At 62.5% G+C, this 17,122-nt stretch carries 15 protein-coding genes and 2 pseudogenes; 6 read left to right on the top strand and 11 right to left on the bottom strand.

Features of this window, described 5'->3' with window-relative positions; genetic code table 11:
• The first annotated feature begins 274 nt into the window (after nucleotides 1-274).
• The 3 genes and pseudogenes from ACFY68_RS18925 (at nucleotide 275) to ACFY68_RS18915 (ending at nucleotide 1,168) form a co-directional block, all read left to right on the top strand.
• Nucleotides 275-517 (top strand): hypothetical protein, encoded by a 243-nt coding sequence (locus ACFY68_RS18925; RefSeq protein ID WP_387530287.1) that lies wholly within the window; start codon nucleotides 275-277, stop codon nucleotides 515-517.
• Nucleotides 518-648: 131 nt separating this feature from the next.
• A pseudogene (locus ACFY68_RS18920) lies at nucleotides 649-768 on the top strand (DUF3077 domain-containing protein); the annotation flags it as partial.
• Nucleotides 769-940: 172 nt separating this feature from the next.
• Nucleotides 941-1,168 (top strand): hypothetical protein, encoded by a 228-nt coding sequence (locus ACFY68_RS18915; protein WP_387530284.1) that lies wholly within the window; start codon nucleotides 941-943, stop codon nucleotides 1,166-1,168.
• A 24-nt stretch (nucleotides 1,169-1,192) separates the two neighbouring features.
• Here ACFY68_RS18915 and fdhA read toward each other — a convergent pair whose 3' ends face one another.
• The 7 genes from fdhA to ACFY68_RS18880 all read right to left on the bottom strand — a co-directional run bounded on the left by fdhA (nucleotide 1,193) and on the right by ACFY68_RS18880 (nucleotide 10,227).
• Nucleotides 1,193-2,392, bottom strand: a complete 1,200-nt coding sequence (gene fdhA / locus ACFY68_RS18910; protein ID WP_125857155.1) for a formaldehyde dehydrogenase, glutathione-independent — start codon at nucleotides 2,390-2,392, stop codon at nucleotides 1,193-1,195.
• 269 nt (nucleotides 2,393-2,661) lie between these two features.
• The gene (gene purU, locus ACFY68_RS18905) at nucleotides 2,662-3,519 is read right to left on the bottom strand and encodes a formyltetrahydrofolate deformylase (RefSeq protein WP_346613585.1); all 858 of its coding nucleotides are present in this window, start codon (nucleotides 3,517-3,519) and stop codon (nucleotides 2,662-2,664) included.
• Between the two features lie 12 nt (nucleotides 3,520-3,531).
• Nucleotides 3,532-4,164, bottom strand: coding sequence for a sarcosine oxidase subunit gamma (locus ACFY68_RS18900; protein WP_387530280.1), 633 nt, complete (start codon nucleotides 4,162-4,164; stop codon nucleotides 3,532-3,534).
• Nucleotides 4,165-4,343: 179 nt separating this feature from the next.
• Nucleotides 4,344-7,361 (bottom strand): sarcosine oxidase subunit alpha, encoded by a 3,018-nt coding sequence (locus tag ACFY68_RS18895; RefSeq protein ID WP_387530277.1) that lies wholly within the window; start codon nucleotides 7,359-7,361, stop codon nucleotides 4,344-4,346.
• Nucleotides 7,358-7,693 carry a sarcosine oxidase subunit delta gene (locus ACFY68_RS18890; RefSeq protein ID WP_274100462.1) on the bottom strand — a complete coding sequence of 112 codons (336 nt, stop codon included), beginning with the start codon at nucleotides 7,691-7,693 and terminating at the stop codon, nucleotides 7,358-7,360. The genes ACFY68_RS18895 and ACFY68_RS18890 overlap by 4 nt, the downstream gene beginning before the upstream one ends.
• A 14-nt stretch (nucleotides 7,694-7,707) precedes the next feature.
• The gene (locus ACFY68_RS18885; protein ID WP_346613582.1) at nucleotides 7,708-8,958 is read right to left on the bottom strand and encodes a sarcosine oxidase subunit beta family protein; all 1,251 of its coding nucleotides are present in this window, start codon (nucleotides 8,956-8,958) and stop codon (nucleotides 7,708-7,710) included.
• A gap of 15 nt (nucleotides 8,959-8,973) precedes the next feature.
• On the bottom strand, nucleotides 8,974-10,227 hold the full coding sequence (locus tag ACFY68_RS18880; RefSeq protein ID WP_346613581.1) for a serine hydroxymethyltransferase: 1,254 nt from the start codon (nucleotides 10,225-10,227) through the stop codon (nucleotides 8,974-8,976).
• A 329-nt stretch (nucleotides 10,228-10,556) separates the two neighbouring features.
• Here ACFY68_RS18880 and ACFY68_RS18875 point away from each other — a divergent pair, with 329 nt between their 5' ends.
• Nucleotides 10,557-11,597 carry a low specificity L-threonine aldolase gene (locus tag ACFY68_RS18875; RefSeq protein WP_387530272.1) on the top strand — a complete coding sequence of 347 codons (1,041 nt, stop codon included), beginning with the start codon at nucleotides 10,557-10,559 and terminating at the stop codon, nucleotides 11,595-11,597.
• A 135-nt stretch (nucleotides 11,598-11,732) separates the two neighbouring features.
• Here the strand turns inward: ACFY68_RS18875 and ACFY68_RS18870 are convergent, their stop codons facing one another.
• The 4 genes and pseudogenes from ACFY68_RS18870 to ACFY68_RS18855 form a co-directional block, all read right to left on the bottom strand.
• Nucleotides 11,733-12,461 (bottom strand): methyl-accepting chemotaxis protein, encoded by a 729-nt coding sequence (locus ACFY68_RS18870; protein WP_387530529.1) that lies wholly within the window; start codon nucleotides 12,459-12,461, stop codon nucleotides 11,733-11,735.
• 135 nt (nucleotides 12,462-12,596) lie between these two features.
• Nucleotides 12,597-13,625 (bottom strand): annotated as a pseudogene (locus ACFY68_RS18865) (cache domain-containing protein); the annotation flags it as partial.
• 193 nt (nucleotides 13,626-13,818) lie between these two features.
• Nucleotides 13,819-14,121, bottom strand: coding sequence for a cell division protein ZapA (locus ACFY68_RS18860; RefSeq protein ID WP_027594303.1), 303 nt, complete (start codon nucleotides 14,119-14,121; stop codon nucleotides 13,819-13,821).
• Complete coding sequence (locus ACFY68_RS18855; RefSeq protein ID WP_346613576.1) at nucleotides 14,118-14,348, bottom strand: hypothetical protein; 231 nt, start codon at nucleotides 14,346-14,348, stop codon at nucleotides 14,118-14,120. The genes ACFY68_RS18860 and ACFY68_RS18855 overlap by 4 nt, the downstream gene beginning before the upstream one ends.
• Before the next feature lie 277 nt (nucleotides 14,349-14,625).
• Here ACFY68_RS18855 and ACFY68_RS18850 point away from each other — a divergent pair, with 277 nt between their 5' ends.
• Nucleotides 14,626-16,251, top strand: coding sequence for a methyl-accepting chemotaxis protein (locus ACFY68_RS18850; protein ID WP_387530268.1), 1,626 nt, complete (start codon nucleotides 14,626-14,628; stop codon nucleotides 16,249-16,251).
• Between the two features lie 209 nt (nucleotides 16,252-16,460).
• The gene (locus ACFY68_RS18845) at nucleotides 16,461-16,916 is read left to right on the top strand and encodes a transposase (RefSeq protein ID WP_387530265.1); all 456 of its coding nucleotides are present in this window, start codon (nucleotides 16,461-16,463) and stop codon (nucleotides 16,914-16,916) included.
• Nucleotides 16,917-17,122 lie beyond the last annotated feature (206 nt).

The following is a 17,122-nucleotide window of genomic DNA, read 5'->3' as shown; positions in this document are numbered from 1 at the left end:
GTAGGACGTTTCTGAATTACAGTCCTAGGCCGCTTAAGCCATTGCGGTGATCTGGGTTGAGCCATAGTCTCGGGCGGTCGTTGCCAAATCATCGACCGGCTTTGACAGGCCGACCAGAAAATCCTCATGGCTTTTGCCCTCGATGGCTGCTGTGTATGGGGCACTTCGTGTGCGCCGGGTTTTTTGGCTTTTTCTACCGGTCTGTCAACCCATGCACAGCTGCCACCCTCTTGTTTGACAGCAACGGGTGGTGGCCCCTATCGAGAAAAAACCAATGCTTAAGATGGTCCCCGATCCACCCCATATCTCCCATTCCCTAGAAGACACCCTGATCCAGGCCACGGACTACGCGCTGTGCGCCAAAACCGTCACGCAGCAGGCGATTCTGCTGCAGCCCAAGTCGCCGGTTTCGATCTTGATGATGGCTACGATGCACGAACTTGAAGCGCTGCGGGTGTTGCTTGAGGCGGCGTTGATCCAGGTGCAGATGCCGGCTCAGCCGCGAATTCGGCACTAAGGCTCGAGCCATTTGTTGGCTGGTCGGGCCTCATCGCGGGTAAACCCGCTCCTACACGTGCAGCGCATGGCAAATGCCAGCGCAGGGCCTGTAGGAGCGGGTTCACCCGCGATGAGGCCCGACCAGCCGGCAGAGAACTGACCCTCACAGGCGTGATGGAAGGCGACCAGCAACTGATATGGGCTTCCCACTACCTGAGCGCGATGGCCAAGGCGCTGCTGGATGATGCCGAGTTGGGCATGGTCCGCTGAGTAATCGGTTTGCAGGGCTGGCCTCTTCGCGGGCGAGCCCGCTTCTACAAGTTATGAATAAGTACTGAGGGAGGCTGCAAAACTGTTATTTCTGCCAGTAGGAAAATCCCTGCGTTTGTTCAAAATAGGCGTCAAGCAGACCATTTAAAACCAGTGCGAGAGGGACTGAATCATGTCTACAGCAGCGAAACGAACGCGTTTCTTCTATCAAGCCAATCAGATCGTTTCCGTGCAGGAAGGTAACCAGCTTCTCGCCATTTTCCGCAACGGTGCATTACCGCTGGCAGAGCTGAGCGCGGACCCGACGAGAGGCAGCGCCTTGCTTGCCACCGATACCCCAGGATCGGTACTCGCTGTGCAACAACCAAGCGTACAAGCAGAAAAAAGCCCCTCAACATGAGGGGCTTTTCATTACCTCAGGGCATCAAGCCGCACCCCACATCTTGTGCGGGTCGATCACGAATTTCTTCGGCACACCTGCATCAAACTCGCCATAGCCTTCCGGCGCCTGGTCCAGGTTGATCACCTGCACGCCCACCACTTCAGCGATGTTGATGCGGTCCCACATGATCGCCTGCATCAGCTGGCGGTTGTACTTCATGGTCGGGGTTTGGCCAGTGTGGAAGCTGTGCGACTTCGCCCAGCCCAGGCCGAAGCGGATGCTCAGCGCGCCGATCTTGGCGGCGGCATCGACCGCGCCCGGGTCTTCGGTTACGTACAGGCCTGGTATACCGATGCTGCCAGCAACGCGGGTCACCTGCATCAGTGAGTTCAGCACGGTGGCTGGGGCTTCGTGCTTGGCCCCTTCGTGGCCATGGCCGCGGGCTTCGAAGCCGACCGCATCCACGGCGCAGTCCACTTCAGGCTCGCCAAGGATGTCGATGATCTGCTCGTGCAGCGGGGTGTCCTTGGACAAGTCGACGACTTCGAAGCCCTGGGACTTGGCGTGGGCCAGGCGGGCCGGGTTGAGGTCGCCGACGATCACGCAGGCGGCGCCCAGCAGGCGGGCGGAGGCCGCAGCGGCCAAGCCGACCGGGCCGGCACCGGCAACATAGACGGTGCTGCCTGGGCCTACGCCCGCAGTCACGGCGCCGTGGTAGCCCGTCGGCAGAATGTCGGACAGGCAGGTCAGGTCACGGATCTTTTCCATGGCCTTGTCGCGGTCCGGCAGTTTCAGCAGGTTGAAGTCGGCATACGGCACCAGCACATATTCGGCTTGGCCACCGGTCCAGTCGCCCATATCGACATAGCCATAGGCACCACCGGCGCGGGCCGGGTTGACGGTAAGGCAGACACCGGTGTGCATCTCTTTGCACGAGCGGCAGCGGCCGCAGGCAACGTTGAACGGTACCGACACCAGGTCGCCGATTTTCAGGCGTTCTACATCGCGCCCCAGTTCGACGATTTCACCGGTAATTTCGTGGCCCAGTACCAGGCCGACCTGGGCAGTGGTGCGGCCACGGACCATGTGCTGGTCGGAGCCGCAGATGTTGGTGGAAACCACCTTGAGGATGACGCCGTGTTCGATTTTCTTGCCGCGCGGGTCCTGCATTTTCGGGTAGTCGATCTTCTGCACTTCGACCTTGCCGGCGCCGAGATATACCACTCCACGATTGCCAGACATTGCTTTTACCTCGCTTGGTTTTTATTTATGCAGCGTTGGTTGAAGCGCCGCCATCCATGGGCGGCATGTGTTACTGGAATGCAGGGAATTGTGGGCCTGATGGGGCCAAATGCGCTGACTGAAAACGACAGGGGGATGCCTTTTTACGGCAGTGGAAATTGGCTAGGCCTAATCGCCGGCAAGCCGACTCCCACAGGTAAACCACAGGCCTCAAGCCTGGCGCATTACTTGTGGGAGCCGGCTTGCCGGCGATGAGGCCCGAGAGACCGCTACAGAACCACAGTCCGGTTGGCGTTGAGGAACACCCGCCGCTCGATGTGATACCCCACCGCCCGCGCCAAAGTCAGGCACTCGATATCACGCCCTTTGGCAATCAGGTCTTCGGGGTAATGGCTGTGGTCCACCACCTCGACCCCCTGGGCAATGATCGGCCCTTCATCCAGGTCGTTGTTGATGTAGTGCGCAGTCGCCCCGACCATCTTCACCCCCTTGTTGTACGCCTGATGGTAAGGCTTGGCGCCCTTGAACCCCGGCAACAGCGAGTGGTGAATGTTGATCGCCCAGCCATCCAGGCGCCGGCACAGCTCAGGTGACAGCACCTGCATGTAACGGGCAAGGATGACCAGTTCGGCGCCGGTTTCCTCGATCACCTGCAGCACCTTGCGCTCTTGCCCGGCCTTGTCGTTGGGGTCGAGTGCGAAGTGGTAGTAGGGAATCTTGTGCCAGTGCGCCAAGGGTTCGAGGTCGGGGTGGTTGGACACCACCGCGACCACGTCCATGCCCAGCTGGCCGATGCGCTGGCGGTACAGCAGATCGTTCAGGCAGTGGTCGGCCTTGGACACCATGATCACCACCTTGGGGCGGTGATTGGGCGCGGTCAGCTCGAAGGCCATGCCGAACGCTTCGCTGCGCTCGGCGAGGCCGGCGCGGAAGCTGGCCTCGTCGAAATCGTCTGGCTGGCGGAATTCGACGCGAATGAAGAAGCGCCCCGACTGCCGGTCATCGAAGGAGTGGTGCTCCGTCACGTAGCAGCGCTGCTCGAAGAGGAAACGCGTCACCACGTCGACGGTGCCGAGCATGCTCGGGCAGTCGGCGGTGAGAATCCAGGTATCCGGTGCCCGACTCATGTTCTGCTCTCCTTAAGCTTCGATGCTCAGGCCGTATTCAGCCGAAGCGTCCTGCAGCCACAGCCACCAGTAGTCGGCGAAGCTGCGGCGAATCACCAGCTCCCAGGTGTCTTCGGCGGTGCGGCGGATCACCAGTTGCGATTTGGCGAACACGGTGCCGACGGCCTTGCCCACCGGGAAGTTGTTCGGGTGCACATCATAGCTGGTGGATTTCATCAGCACTTCGCGCACGTTCGGGCCGCGCAGCTCCAGCAGGCTTTGCCCGCCGCTGACGTTAACCACCTGGATGTGCTGGCCTTCGAGGGCCGCGCGCAGCTTCTGCTCGACGGCGAACTCCTGGCCGCCAGGCACGATCAGCAGCCACTCATCCGGGCCCAGCCACTGCAGCGACATCTCGTTGTTGGCGACCACGGTCAGGGCCACCGGCAGCTCCAGGCCCAGGGCCTTGTGCACGCCTGCGGCGAATTCCGGGTTGTGGCCGTCGCCACGCAGGGTCAGGTGACCGAGGAATTTCTTCTCGCGCAGGGTCACGCCTGCGTTCTTGCGGCCTTTACCAACCAGGCTGCCCAGGTCGGCGTGGTGCAGCGGCGACTGGGCCTTGGCTTCGGCGCCGGGGTTTTGCTGGAAGACGTTGATAGCGCTCATTTGTTACCTGCCTTGAATTCTTGGTCGTCGATACGACGCAGCTTGCAGGGTGTGTTTACCGGCCTCATCGCCGGCAAGCCGGCTCCCACAGGGACCGCACCTACCTTCAGAACTGCATCGAACCTGTGGGAGCCGGCTTGCTGGCGATAGGGCCAGACGACTCACCACAGGGCCCGGAGTCAAACGTTCTGCCGCTCACCCTTCGGATCGAAGAACACCGAAGACACGATTTCGGCCTCGATCACGCTGCCATCGGCCTGCGGCGAATAAACACGCTCGCCCATGCGCTTGAGGCCGCCCTTGACCACACCCATGGCGAACGAATAGCCCAGGGAGTTGGAGGCGTAGCTGGAGGTGACGTGGCCAACCATGTCCATCGGGATTGGCTGTTTGGGGTCGAACACCAGCTGGGCGCCTTCCGGCAGCCACTTGGTCGGGTCCACAGGCTTGAGGCCCACCAGCTGCTTGCGGTTCTCGCGCAGGCAGTCTTCGCGGTTCATGCCACGCAGGCCGATCCACGAGAACGGCTTGTTGCGGCCCACGCACCAGCTCATGTTCAGGTCGTCGGGGTTCATCGAGCCGTCAGTGTCCTGGCCGACGATGATGAAGCCCTTCTCGGCACGCAGTACGTGCATGGTCTCGGTGCCGTATGGGGTCAGGTTGAACTGCTTGCCGGCCTCGATGACTTTTTCCAGCACGCCCATGGCGTAGTTGGCTTGAACGTTGATTTCGTACGACAGTTCACCGGTGAACGAAATACGGAACACACGCGCCGGCACGCCGCCGACAGTGCCTTCCTTCCAGGTCATGAACGGGAAGGCTTCCTTGTCCAGGTCGATGTCGTCGGTCAGCTCGCTGAGCAGCTTGCGGCTGTTGGGGCCGGACAGGGTCAAGGTGGCCCAGTGGTCGGTGACGGAGGTGAAGTACACCTTCATTTCCGGCCATTCGGTCTGGTGGTACAGCTCGAGCCACTGCAGCACGCGCGCGGCGCCGCCGGTGGTGGTGGTCATGTAGAAGTGGTTGTCGCCGACGCACGCGGTCACGCCGTCGTCGAAGACCATGCCGTCTTCCTTGCACATCAGGCCGTAGCGGGCCTTGCCCACGTCAAGCTTGGTCCAGGCGTTGCTGTAGATGCGGTTGAGGAACTCGCGCGCGTCCGGGCCCTGGATGTCGATCTTGCCCAGGGTCGAGGCGTCCAGCAGGCCCACGCTGTCGCGCACGGCCTTGCATTCGCGGGCCACGGCGGTGTGGATATCTTCACCGGCTTTCGGGAAGTACCACGGGCGCTTCCACTGGCCGACGTCTTCGAACTCGGCGCCGTTCTTCACGTGCCAGGCATGCAGGGCAGTGAAGCGCACAGGCTCGAACAGGTGGCCACAGTGGCGGCCCGCTACCGCGCCGAAGGTCACCGGCGTGTAGTTGGGGCGGAACATGGTGGTGCCCATTTCCGGGATGGTGATGCCGATCGAACGGGCGGCAATGGCCAGGCCGTTGATATTGCCCAGCTTGCCCTGGTCGGTACCGAAGCCCAGCGCGGTGTAGCGCTTGACGTGCTCGACCGACTCGAAGCCTTCACGGGTGGCCAGTTCGATGCCAGCGGCCGTCACGTCGTTCTGCTGGTCGACAAACTGCTTCGGCCCTTTGCTGCCTTTGTCGTGCGGTACCTGGAACAGCGCTACGGTGGCCTCTTCCTTGCGCGCAACGGTCTTTGGCAGGGTGCCAACGGTGGCCTTGAAACCGGCTTCGGTGGCTGCGCGTGCGCCGCCTTCGAAACCATCGGCAATCACGTCACACAGGGCATACACACCGTGGATGCCGCCGACGCACTCGCGCTTTTGCGGGGCATCACCCGGCACGAAGCCAAGAATGTCATCACGCCATACCGGGCGGCCGCCCAGGTGCGAAGCCAGGTGGACGATTGGGCTGTAACCACCGGAAGTGGCGATCAGGTCGCACTCAAGGGTTTCGCCTGGGCTGGTCACCTTGTGTGCCTGTACATCGATGGCCGCCACGCGGGCGCCGGTGACGTGCTTGCTGCCTTTGGCCTCGACCACGGCGCTGGAGGTGAGGATGCGAATGCCTTTGGCACGGGCCTCTTCAACCAGCGAACCACGCGGGTTGTGGCGGGCATCGGCGATGGCGACCACCTGCAGGCCAGCGTCGTGCCAGTCCAGCGCGGCGCGGTAGGCGTGGTCGTTGTTGGTCGAAAGCACCAGCTTGCGGCCAGGTGCCACGCCGTAGCGGCGCACATAGGTAGAGACAGCGCCGGCCAGCATGTTGCCCGGCACATCGTTGTTGCCGTACACCAGCGGGCGCTCGTGGGCACCGGCGGCCAGCACCACGCGTTTGGCGCGCACACGGTGCACACGGTGGCGCACCTGGCCGATCGGGGCGCGGTCGCCCAGGTGGTCGGTGAGGCGCTCGTGAATGGTCAGGAAGTTGTGGTCGTGGTAACCATTGACCGTGGCGCGTGGCAGCAGGGTCACTTCCGGCAGGCTTTCCAGCTCCTTGACCACGGCATTCACCCAGTCGGCGGCCGGCTTGCCGTCGAGGGTTTCGCGGCTGTCGAGCAGGCTGCCACCGAACTCTTCCTGTTCGTCGGCGAGGATCACCCGCGCACCGCTGCGTGCAGCGGCCAGCGCGGCAGCCAGGCCGGCAGGGCCGGCGCCGACGATCAGCACGTCGCAGTGCTGGTTCATGTAGTCGTAGCTGTCCGGGTCGTTCTGCAGCGGCGCACGGCCAAGGCCTGCCGCTTTACGGATGTACTTCTCGTAAGTCATCCAGAACGATTTCGGGTACATGAAGGTTTTGTAGTAGAAGCCCGGCGGCATCATGCTGCCGCCGACCTTGCCGAGGATGCCCATGACGTCGTTGTTGACGTTCGGCCAGCCGTTGGTGCTGGTAGCCACCAGGCCTGCGTACAGCGCCTGCTGGGTGGCACGCACGTTGGGGATCTGGGTGGCTTCGCTGGAGCCGATCTGCAGGATGGCGTTCGGCTCTTCGGTACCGGCGGCGATGATGCCGCGGGGGCGCGAGTACTTGAAGCTGCGGCCGACGATGTCGACGCCGTTGGCCAGCAGCGCGGCAGCCAGGCTGTCACCGGCATAACCCTGGTAGGTCTTGCCGTTGAAGGTGAAATTCAGGACCTTGCTGCGGTCGATACGGCCGCCGCTGGCGAGGCGATAGGTCTGGCTCATACTTTTTCCCCTTGGCCTTTGACGGTCGACGGTGCGCTGCTCTGCTTGCCGTTGGCGGTCACCTGCGGCTTCTCGCCAATTTTGTAGGTTTCCAGAATTTCGTAGGTCACGGTGTCGCGGGTAACGTTGAAGTACTGACGGCAGCCGGCAACGTGGTCCCACAGTTCATGGTGAATACCGCGCGGGTTGTCGCGGAAGAACATGTAGGTCCCCCACTCCTCGTCGGAGCAGGCGGCAGGGTCCAGCGGGCGGGCGATGTGCGCCTGGCCAGAGGCGTGGAACTCTTCTTCGGAGCGCAGCTCGCCGCAGTGGGGACAGAAAATATGCAACATGACGGTGTCTCCGGTTAGTGGGCGACGGCGGCGGCGCCGTGTTCGTCGATCAGTGCGCCGTTGTAGAAACGGTCCATGGAGAACGGCGCAGCCAGCGGGTGCATCTCGCCTTTGGCCAGGCTGGCGGCGAAGACGTTGCCCGAGCCCGGGGTGGCCTTGAAGCCACCGGTGCCCCAGCCGCAGTTGAAGAACATGTTCTTGACTGGGGTCTTGGAGATGATCGGGCAGGCGTCCGGCGAGGTGTCGACGATGCCGCCCCACTGGCGGTTCATGCGCACGCGCGAGAGGTTGGGGAACATCTCGACAATCGCCTGCAGGGTGTGCTCGATCACCGGGTACGAACCACGCTGGCCGTAGCCGACCCAGCCGTCGATACCGGCACCGATCACCAGGTCGCCCTTGTCGGACTGGCTGATGTAGCCGTGCACGGCGTTGGACATGATCACACTGTCGATGATCGGCTTGATCGGCTCGGACACCAGGGCTTGCAGCGGGTGCGATTCAAGCGGCAGGCGGAAGCCGGCCAGCTTGGCCATGTGCCCGGAGTTGCCCGCAGTGACCACACCGACGCGCTTGGCACCAATAAAGCCCTTGTTGGTTTCCACACCGATGACCGCGCCGTTTTCCTTGCGAAAACCAATCACTTCGGTCTGCTGGATCAGGTCTACGCCCAAAGCGTCTGCAGCACGGGCGTAGCCCCAGGCCACGGCGTCGTGACGGGCCACGCCACCACGGCGCTGAACGGTAGCGCCGAGCACCGGGTAACGGGCGTTCTTCGAGCAGTCCAGGTACGGGATTTCAGCTGCAACCTGGGCGGTATTGAGCAGCTCGCCATCGACGCCGTTCAGCCGGTTGGCGCTGACGCGGCGCTCGGAGTCACGGATGTCCTGCAGGGTGTGGCACAGGTTGTAGACGCCACGCTGGGAAAACATCACGTTGTAGTTGATGTCCTGGGACAAGCCCTCCCACAGCTTCATGGCATGTTCGTACAGGTGCGCCGACTCGTCCCACAGGTAGTTGGAACGCACGATGGTGGTGTTACGGGCGGTGTTGCCGCCGCCCAGGTAACCCTTCTCGATCACCGCGACGTTGGTGATGCCGTGTTCCTTTGCCAGGTAATAGGCCGTGGCCAGGCCATGGCCGCCACCGCCAACGATGACCACGTCGTAGACCTTTTTAGGGGTCGGCGTGCGCCACATGCGCTGCCAGTTTTCGTGGTGGCTGAGGGAGTGTTTGAAGAGGCCGAAGCCCGAGTAGCGTTGCATGGTCGTTTACTCCACTCAGCGGTAAACAGGGAAGTCTGCGCACAGGGCGGCGACGTTTTTCGCCACATCGGCTTCGACGTCGGCGTCACCGAGGTTGTCGAGGATGTCGCAGATCCAGCCGGCCAGTGCCACGCACTGGGCGACCTTGAAGCCGCGGGTAGTAACGGCTGGGGTGCCGATGCGCAGGCCGGAGGTGACGAACGGCGACTGCGGGTCGTTCGGCACGGCGTTCTTGTTGACGGTGATGTGCGCGCGGCCCAGGGCGGCGTCGGCATCTTTACCGGTAAGGCCCTGGCGGATCAGGCTGACCAGGAACAGGTGGTTGTCGGTACCGTCGGACACCACGTCGTAACCGCGGTCGATGAACACCTGGGCCATGGCCTGGGCGTTTTCGATGACCTGTTTCTGGTAGCTCTTGAACTCAGGCTCCAGCGCTTCCTTGAAGCACACGGCCTTGGCGGCGATGACGTGCATCAGCGGGCCGCCCTGGGCGCCCGGGAACACGGCAGCGTTGAGCTTCTTCTCGATCTCTTCGTTGGACTTGGCCAGGATCAGGCCGCCACGTGGGCCGCGCAGGGTCTTGTGGGTGGTGGTGGTGACCACGTCGGCGAACGGGATCGGGTTGGGGTACAGACCAGCGGCAACCAGGCCGGCAACGTGGGCCATGTCGACGAACAGCAGCGCACCCACCTTGTCGGCGATGGCACGGAAGCGTGGGAAGTCGAGGGTCTTGGAGTAGGCCGAGAAGCCGGCAACGATCATCTTCGGTTTGTGCTCTACCGCCAGGCGCTCGACTTCGTCGTAGTCGATCAGCCCGGTATCGGTGTTGATGCCGTACTGCACAGCGTTGTACAGCTTGCCCGAGGACGACACCTTGGCGCCGTGGGTCAGGTGGCCGCCGTGGGCCAGGCTCATGCCAAGGATCGTGTCACCGGCCTGCAGCAGGGCCAGGTAGACCGCGCCATTGGCCGAAGAGCCGGAGTGCGGCTGGACGTTGGCGTAGTCGGCGCCGAACAGCTGCTTGGCGCGCTCGATGGCCAGCGCTTCGACCTTGTCGACGTGTTCGCAGCCGCCGTAGTAACGCTTGCCTGGGTAGCCTTCGGCGTATTTGTTGGTCAGGCCGCTGCCTTGGGCCTGCATCACGCGCTTGCTGGTGTAGTTCTCCGAGGCGATCAGCTCGATGTGATCTTCCTGGCGCTGTTCTTCGGCATTCATCGCCGCCAGCAGTGCGTCGTCATAACCCTGGATCTGGTCTTGCTTGCTGAACATCGTGTTTCTCCCGGCAGCGATCGTTTCTTGTCTGTAAGGCACTGTGGCCCTTTGTGGCGATGGTATGACTGGCCGGGGTGGGTCAGATGCCTGCGCACGCCTTGCAATGGCGCGTTTACGACATTGCCATTGGTGTCGATCACACCGGCCCTATCGCCGGCAAGCCGGCTCCCACAGAGTCCTTAGGCGCCTGGGCCATTGTGGGGGCCGGCTTGCCGGCGATAGGGCCGGTGTGAACAAACGATAAAATCAACCGCTACACAGTTGTATAGGCAACCGCTGAATCGATGGTTTAGAGTGCTGTTCTGCGTCGTTCACAGGACCGTGTCATGACAGATAAGAGCCAACAATTCGCCAGCGACAACTATTCCGGCATCTGCCCCGAAGCCTGGGCAGCCATGGCCAAGGCCAACATGGGCCACGACCGCGCCTACGGCGACGACCAGTGGACCGAGCGTGCATCGGAATACTTTCGCAAGCTGTTCGAAACCGACTGCGAAGTGTTCTTCGCCTTCAACGGTACCGCCGCCAACTCCCTGGCCCTGGCCTCGCTGTGCCAGAGCTACCACAGCGTCATCTGCTCCGAGACCGCCCACGTCGAAACCGACGAATGCGGCGCACCGGAGTTCTTCTCCAACGGCTCAAAGCTGCTCACCGCGCCCAGCGTAAATGGCAAGCTGACGCCGGAGTCGATCCGTGAAGTGGCGCTCAAGCGCCAGGATATCCACTACCCCAAGCCCCGCGTGGTCACCCTCACCCAGGCCACCGAGGTAGGCACCGTGTACCGCCCCGACGAGCTCAGGGCAATCAGCGCAACGTGCAAGGAGCTGGGCCTTAACCTGCACATGGACGGCGCGCGCTTTACCAATGCCTGCGCATTTCTCGGCTGCAGCCCGGCCGAGCTGACCTGGAAGGCCGGTGTCGATGTGTTGTGCTTTGGCGGCACCAAGAACGGCATGGCGGTGGGTGAGGCGATCCTGTTCTTCAACCGGCAGCTGGCCGAAGACTTCGACTACCGCTGCAAGCAGGCCGGGCAGCTGGCTTCAAAAATGCGCTTCCTGTCGGCGCCTTGGGTCGGGCTGCTGGAAGACGGCGCCTGGCTGCGCCATGGCAACCACGCCAACCATTGCGCGCAGTTGCTTGCGTCGTTGGTGAGTGATTTGCCGGGGGTAGAGCTGATGTTCCCGGTGGAGGCCAACGGGGTGTTCCTGCAGATGCCCGAGCCAGCCATCGAGGCACTGCGTGGCCGGGGCTGGCGGTTCTATACATTCATCGGTAGCGGCGGGGCCCGGTTCATGTGCTCGTGGGATACCGAGGAAGCGCGGGTGCGGGAACTGGCGGCCGATATCCGCACGATCATTATTGGCTGAGGGATTGCTGGGGCTGCTGCGCAGCCCATCGCCGGCAAGCGCGGCTCCCACAGATATCGCGCATGGCTTGAATCTTGTGCGGTCGGGGTGGGAGCCGCGCTTGCCGGCGATGGGCCGCAAAGCGGCCCCAGCAATCTAGAGTTTGAACCCACCCATCTGCCGCGCCAGGTCATCCGCCAAGCCACGCAACGCCTGGCACTCCTCCCGGCACCCCTGCACTTCCGCCGCCGTTTCCCTGGCCAAATCAGAAATCCCCTGCACCGTGCGGTTAATCTCTTCGGTCACCGCCGACTGCTCTTCAGTTGCCGTGGCCACCTGATGGTTCATGTCGCTGATGTGCTCCACCTGGTCGGTGATCGCCCCCAAGGACGCCCCCGTACGCTGGCTCGACTGCACACCACTGCCGGTCGCCAGCTGCCCCGCCTGCATCGACGTCACTGCTGAACCGGCGCCTTGCTTGAGGCGCTGGATCATCTGCTGCACTTCATCGGTGGACAGCTGTGTGCGCCGGGCCAAGGTGCGTACCTCATCCGCAACCACGGCAAAGCCACGCCCCATCTCCCCTGCCCGTGCAGCTTCAATGGCGGCATTGAGCGCCAGCAGGTTGGTCTGTTCGGAAATGCTGCGGATCACCGCCAGCACTTCATCGATCGAGGCGACTTCCTCGGCCAACTGAGTGACCGCTTCCGCCGCCTTGCCGATATCGCCCGACATGCCTTCAATACCCTGAATCGAATGCCGCACCACCTCACGCGCCTGCAGGGCTTCGTCGCGCGCCGCCTGCGAGGCCTGCGCAGCATCGCCGGCGTTACGGGCAATGTCCTGCACGGTCAGGCCCATTTCGTGTACGGCGGTGGCGACCATTTCGGTCATTTCCTGCTGTCGACCGGAGCGGTCGGCGGTGTTGTCCACAACCCGGGTCACCTGCTCCACCGCGCGGTGCAGGCGCTCGGTTGTGCGCAGCACCTCGCCGATCAGGCCGCGCTGGCTGTCGAGAAAACGGTTGAACCCACGGGCCAGGTCACCCAGTTCGTCCTGGCGTGAATCATCCAGGCGATGGCTGAGGTCACCTGCACCACTGCCAATCTGTACCAGCGCGGCAGTGACGCGGCGGATAGGCCGCACCAGCCCGCGTGCCAGCAGCACCACCAACAGCAGCGAGAGCACCGCCACGCCACCACCGATCAAAGTGGTAAGCCAGACCGCCTGGTGCATCTGCGCGTAGATCTCGGCCTCAGGCACCTCGGCGACCAAGGTCCAGTTCAGGTCACGCAGCGGCAGGCCTAACGCCAGATAGCGTTCTCCGTCGCGGGTGAAGCGGCTGGTACGCAAGCCCTGGTCACCGGTCATCACCGCTTTCGCCGCTTGTGCATCGAGCTGCTCGACCAGTTGGCGTTTGCCGCTGAAGGCGTTGTCAGGGTGCACCTGGATCAGGCCATCATTGCGAACCAGGAACACCTTGCCGTGCTCGCCAAAGCTGAAGTCATGGATCAGTTTCGACAGCTCGGTCATGCGCAGGCCCATGCCTGCCACGCCGACCAGCTTGCCGTCCTTTTCCACCCGATAGTCGATGAACAGCGCCAGCTCGCCCGTGGCACCGTCGATGTCGATATTAATCAGGCGCTCGGCGCCGCCATCGATGTAGCCGTAAAACCACTTGTCCTTGGGGTTCTCACGGCTGAGGGTACGGTCCAGGCCATTCTCGTTGTAGTAATGGCCGGTTTCGGTAGAAACAAACAAGGTGGTGAAGGCGTGGTTGCGCTGTTTGGCAGCTTGCAGGTACTCGACGAAGCGTGGCGCTTCTGCAGGGTCTTCACCGGCCACCAGCCAGTCACGCAGCAGCGTGTTGCCGGCGATATCCGCCGCCGCCACCAGCGGCTGGCCGAGCATGCGCTCGATATCGTTGCGGATAGCTTCAATGCTGGCCGGCAGCGCCGTGTCGACCAGGTAGCGGTCGGTCAGGCGGTTGAGTGCCACCGTGAAGATAACGACTACTACCAGAATGCTGGCCAGCAGGGCCGCGCCCATGCTCGCGATCAACTGCCACTGGATACTCCGACGCCAGATACGCATGCCCCTGCTCCCCGCCAATTATTGTTTTGGGGAAAGTGTATACACTTACGTATGCAGTTATTCCAGTGAGTTGAGACAACCAAAAACAACTGTGGGAGCGGTCCGGCGTCCCGGCCAGGCTGCTCCCACAGGGTTAGCAGGGTGCTTTTTATTGCTCGGCAATTGTCCGAACAATAGCGTCCACCGTGGCGTCGATCTGCGCCTGGGTGCGCGCAAGCGTCTGCTGATGCTCCTTCTGCAGCTCAACCTGCTTGGAGCACAGGTTCAGCGCAGCCAGCACCAGCAGCTTGTCACCGATCAGGGTCGGGTACGAGCGCTTGGTCTCGGCCAGGGCGGTGTTCAGCATCCGCACCGCCTGTGCCAGGGTTTCTTCCTGGCCTTCGGGCGCCTTGATCGAATAGTCGCTGCCAAGGATCGACACGACATTGACCGGCTGCGCTTGCAGGCTCATGCGTTGACGACACCTGCACTGGCGCGCTCAACCAGCGCCTGGATACGCGCGGCGGTGGCGCCGTTCTTTTCTTCCTGCTCCATCAGCGACAGTTGCAGGGTTTCGTTTTCTTCTTTGGCCTGGGCCAGTTCCTGGCCGAGGGTGGTGTTCTGCTCGGTGAGTTGAGCGTTTTTCTGCATCAGGTCGCTGACCAGTTGCTCGATTTGATTCAGGGAGGCTTCCAGCATGGGTATATCTCAGGTTGTTGCAAAGGGCGCACACGATAAAGAAAAGCGCGAGCCATCGCCATTAAATAACGGATTCACAAGGTTTCTTAGCCCGAAGATTGACAGGGTATCCCGCCCCTTGTTCCGGCCTGGGTCAACCGCCGGTCAGGTAAATAGATAGCTGGCTCACCTATTTGCGCGCTCACGCTCAAGACTGGCCGGTCACGACCGATAGCCAGGCAAGTCATATTTTGTCGCACGGACTGCGCCTTCCTCCCTTGCCTGGATTCCTCCCCCCATGTCTCTACGCAACATGAACATCGCCCCGCGCGCATTGCTCGGTTTCGCCTTGATCGGCCTGCTCATGCTCGGCCTTGGTATTTTCGCGCTGATGCAGATGGGCAACATCCGCCAGGCGGGCGTCGCCATCGAGAACATCAGCGTACCCAGCATCAAGACCCTCGATGAGCTGACCTCGCTCAACCTGCGCATGCGCACGCTTTCCTACCGCCTGCTGCTCAACCGCGAGCCGGAAACCCAGCGCGACACCCTCAACCTGCTGGACCAGCGCAACGCCCAGATCGACCGCGCCCGCCAAGCCTACCTGCCGATGATCGGCGCGGCCGACGAACAGGCTGCCTTCGACCAGTACAGCGAACTGCTCAACCAGTACCGCCAGCTGGAGTCGCGCATGCGCAGCCTGAGCCAGGCCAACCGCACCGACGAACTGCGTGACCTGCTCAACCGCGACCTGCTGGCCAACTCCGAGCAGATCAACAAGGTTATGGACACCCTGGTGCGGATCAACACCGACCAAACCCGCGCCACCAACGAAACCGCCGCCAGCCAGTACGCCGCGGCATTCGCCCTGGTGATCGGCCTGCTGATCGCCGCGGCCGTGCTGACCTTCGTCTGCGCGTTGCTGCTGACCCGCAGCATCGTCAAACCCATAGACGAAGCCTTGCAGGCTGCCGAGCAGATTGCCGACGGTGACCTGACCCATACCATCCGCGCCGAAGGCACCGATGAAGCCGCGCGCCTGCTGCGCGCGATGGCGCGCATGCAGGACAAATTGCGCGACACCCTGCAACTGATCGCCGGCTCCGCCACCCAGCTGGCGTCGGCTGCCGAAGAGCTGAACGCCGTTACCGACGAAAGCGCGCGTGGCCTGCAGCAGCAGAACAACGAGATCGAGCAGGCCGCCACAGCGGTTACCGAAATGACCAGCGCCGTCGAAGAAGTGGCGCGTAACGCTGTAAGCACCTCGGAAGCCTCAAGCGAAGCCAGCCGCTCGACCGGCGACGGCCGTGACCTGGTGCTGGAAACGGTGAGTGCCATCGAGCGCATGAGCGGCGATGTGCAATCCACTGCCAAACTGATCACCCACCTGGCCGAACAATCGCGCGACATCGGCAAAGTGCTGGATGTGATCCGTGGCCTTGCTGACCAGACCAACCTGCTGGCACTCAATGCCGCGATCGAAGCGGCCCGGGCCGGTGAAGCAGGCCGTGGCTTTGCCGTGGTGGCGGACGAGGTGCGCGCACTGGCGCACCGCACCCAGCAGTCGACCAGCGAAATCGAGCGGATGATCGGCAGCATCCAGGGCGGTACCGAAGAGGCGGTAGAATCGATGCGCACCAGCACCGAGCGCGCCGAGTCGACGCTGAACATCGCCCGTGGCGCAGGCATGGCGCTGGATACCATTGCCGGTGCGGTCGCGCAAATCAACGAACGTAACCTGGTAATCGCCAGCGCGGCGGAAGAGCAGGCCCAGGTGGCGCGTGAGGTTGACCGCAACCTGGTGAACATCAACGACTTGTCGGTGCAGAGCGCGACCGGCGCGCATCAGACCAGCGCGGCGAGCGCAGAGCTGTCGCGGTTGGCGGTGGACTTGAATGGGCTGGTGGCCCGGTTCCGCACCTGATATTGATGGGGCCGCTTTGCGGCCCATTCGCGGGGCAAGCCCGCTCCCACAGGTACTCCGCTGCCCTCAGGTTCAGTGCAATACCTGTGGGAGCGGTCGTACACCCGCGAATAGGCCGGCACTGCCACCCAACATCCAGCAACCATTGCCCACCTCGTGCTGACACCAGCTGACCTAGTGTTTCCCTGAATCTTCAAAGGGAGCAACACATGGACCGTGCCCAATCCCACCTACTGCGCCGTGGCCGCTTGTCTCAGCCTGGCGGGCTCTATTTGCTGACCACCGTCACTCACGAGCGCAAACGGATCTTCACCCACTTCCAGTTAGCCCGCTGCGTGATCCATCAACTGAGGCAAACCGAGCTCGATGGACTTTGCCGATCCCTGGCCTGGGTGGTCATGCCCGACCATGTTCATTGGCTGATCGAATTACGAAGTGGCACGTTGTGCTGCTTGATGCGCAGGTTCAAGTCGCGCAGCAGTCATGCTCTTTATCAACTCGGCATGCCGCGCCGGAAGGTATGGCAACAGGGCTATCAGGACCATGCCTTGCGCCGTGAGGAGAATGTTGTGCACGTGGCCAGGTACATCGTTGCCAATCCCATAAGAGCGGGGTTGGTTCGCCGTGCTGGCGATTATCCGCATTGGGATGCGGTATGGATTTGACGGCCTCTTCGCGGGGCAAGCCCGCTCCCACAAGTACTCCACTTTCCTCAGGTTCAGTGCAATACCTGTGCTCCCATAGGTACTCCGCTGCCCTCAGGTTCAGTGCAATACCTGTGGGAGCGGGCTTGCCCCGGGTACAAACCGAAGACATCGTTTACATTTCAAACCGGGAACATGGTTTACAGGCTAATACGCATGATCAGGAG

This window comes from Pseudomonas sp. NPDC012596, assembly GCF_042902325.1.
Classification (GTDB): domain Bacteria; phylum Pseudomonadota; class Gammaproteobacteria; order Pseudomonadales; family Pseudomonadaceae; genus Aquipseudomonas.
Note: the sequence above shows the minus strand (reverse complement) of the source record. Positions and strands in the feature narration are given on the sequence as shown.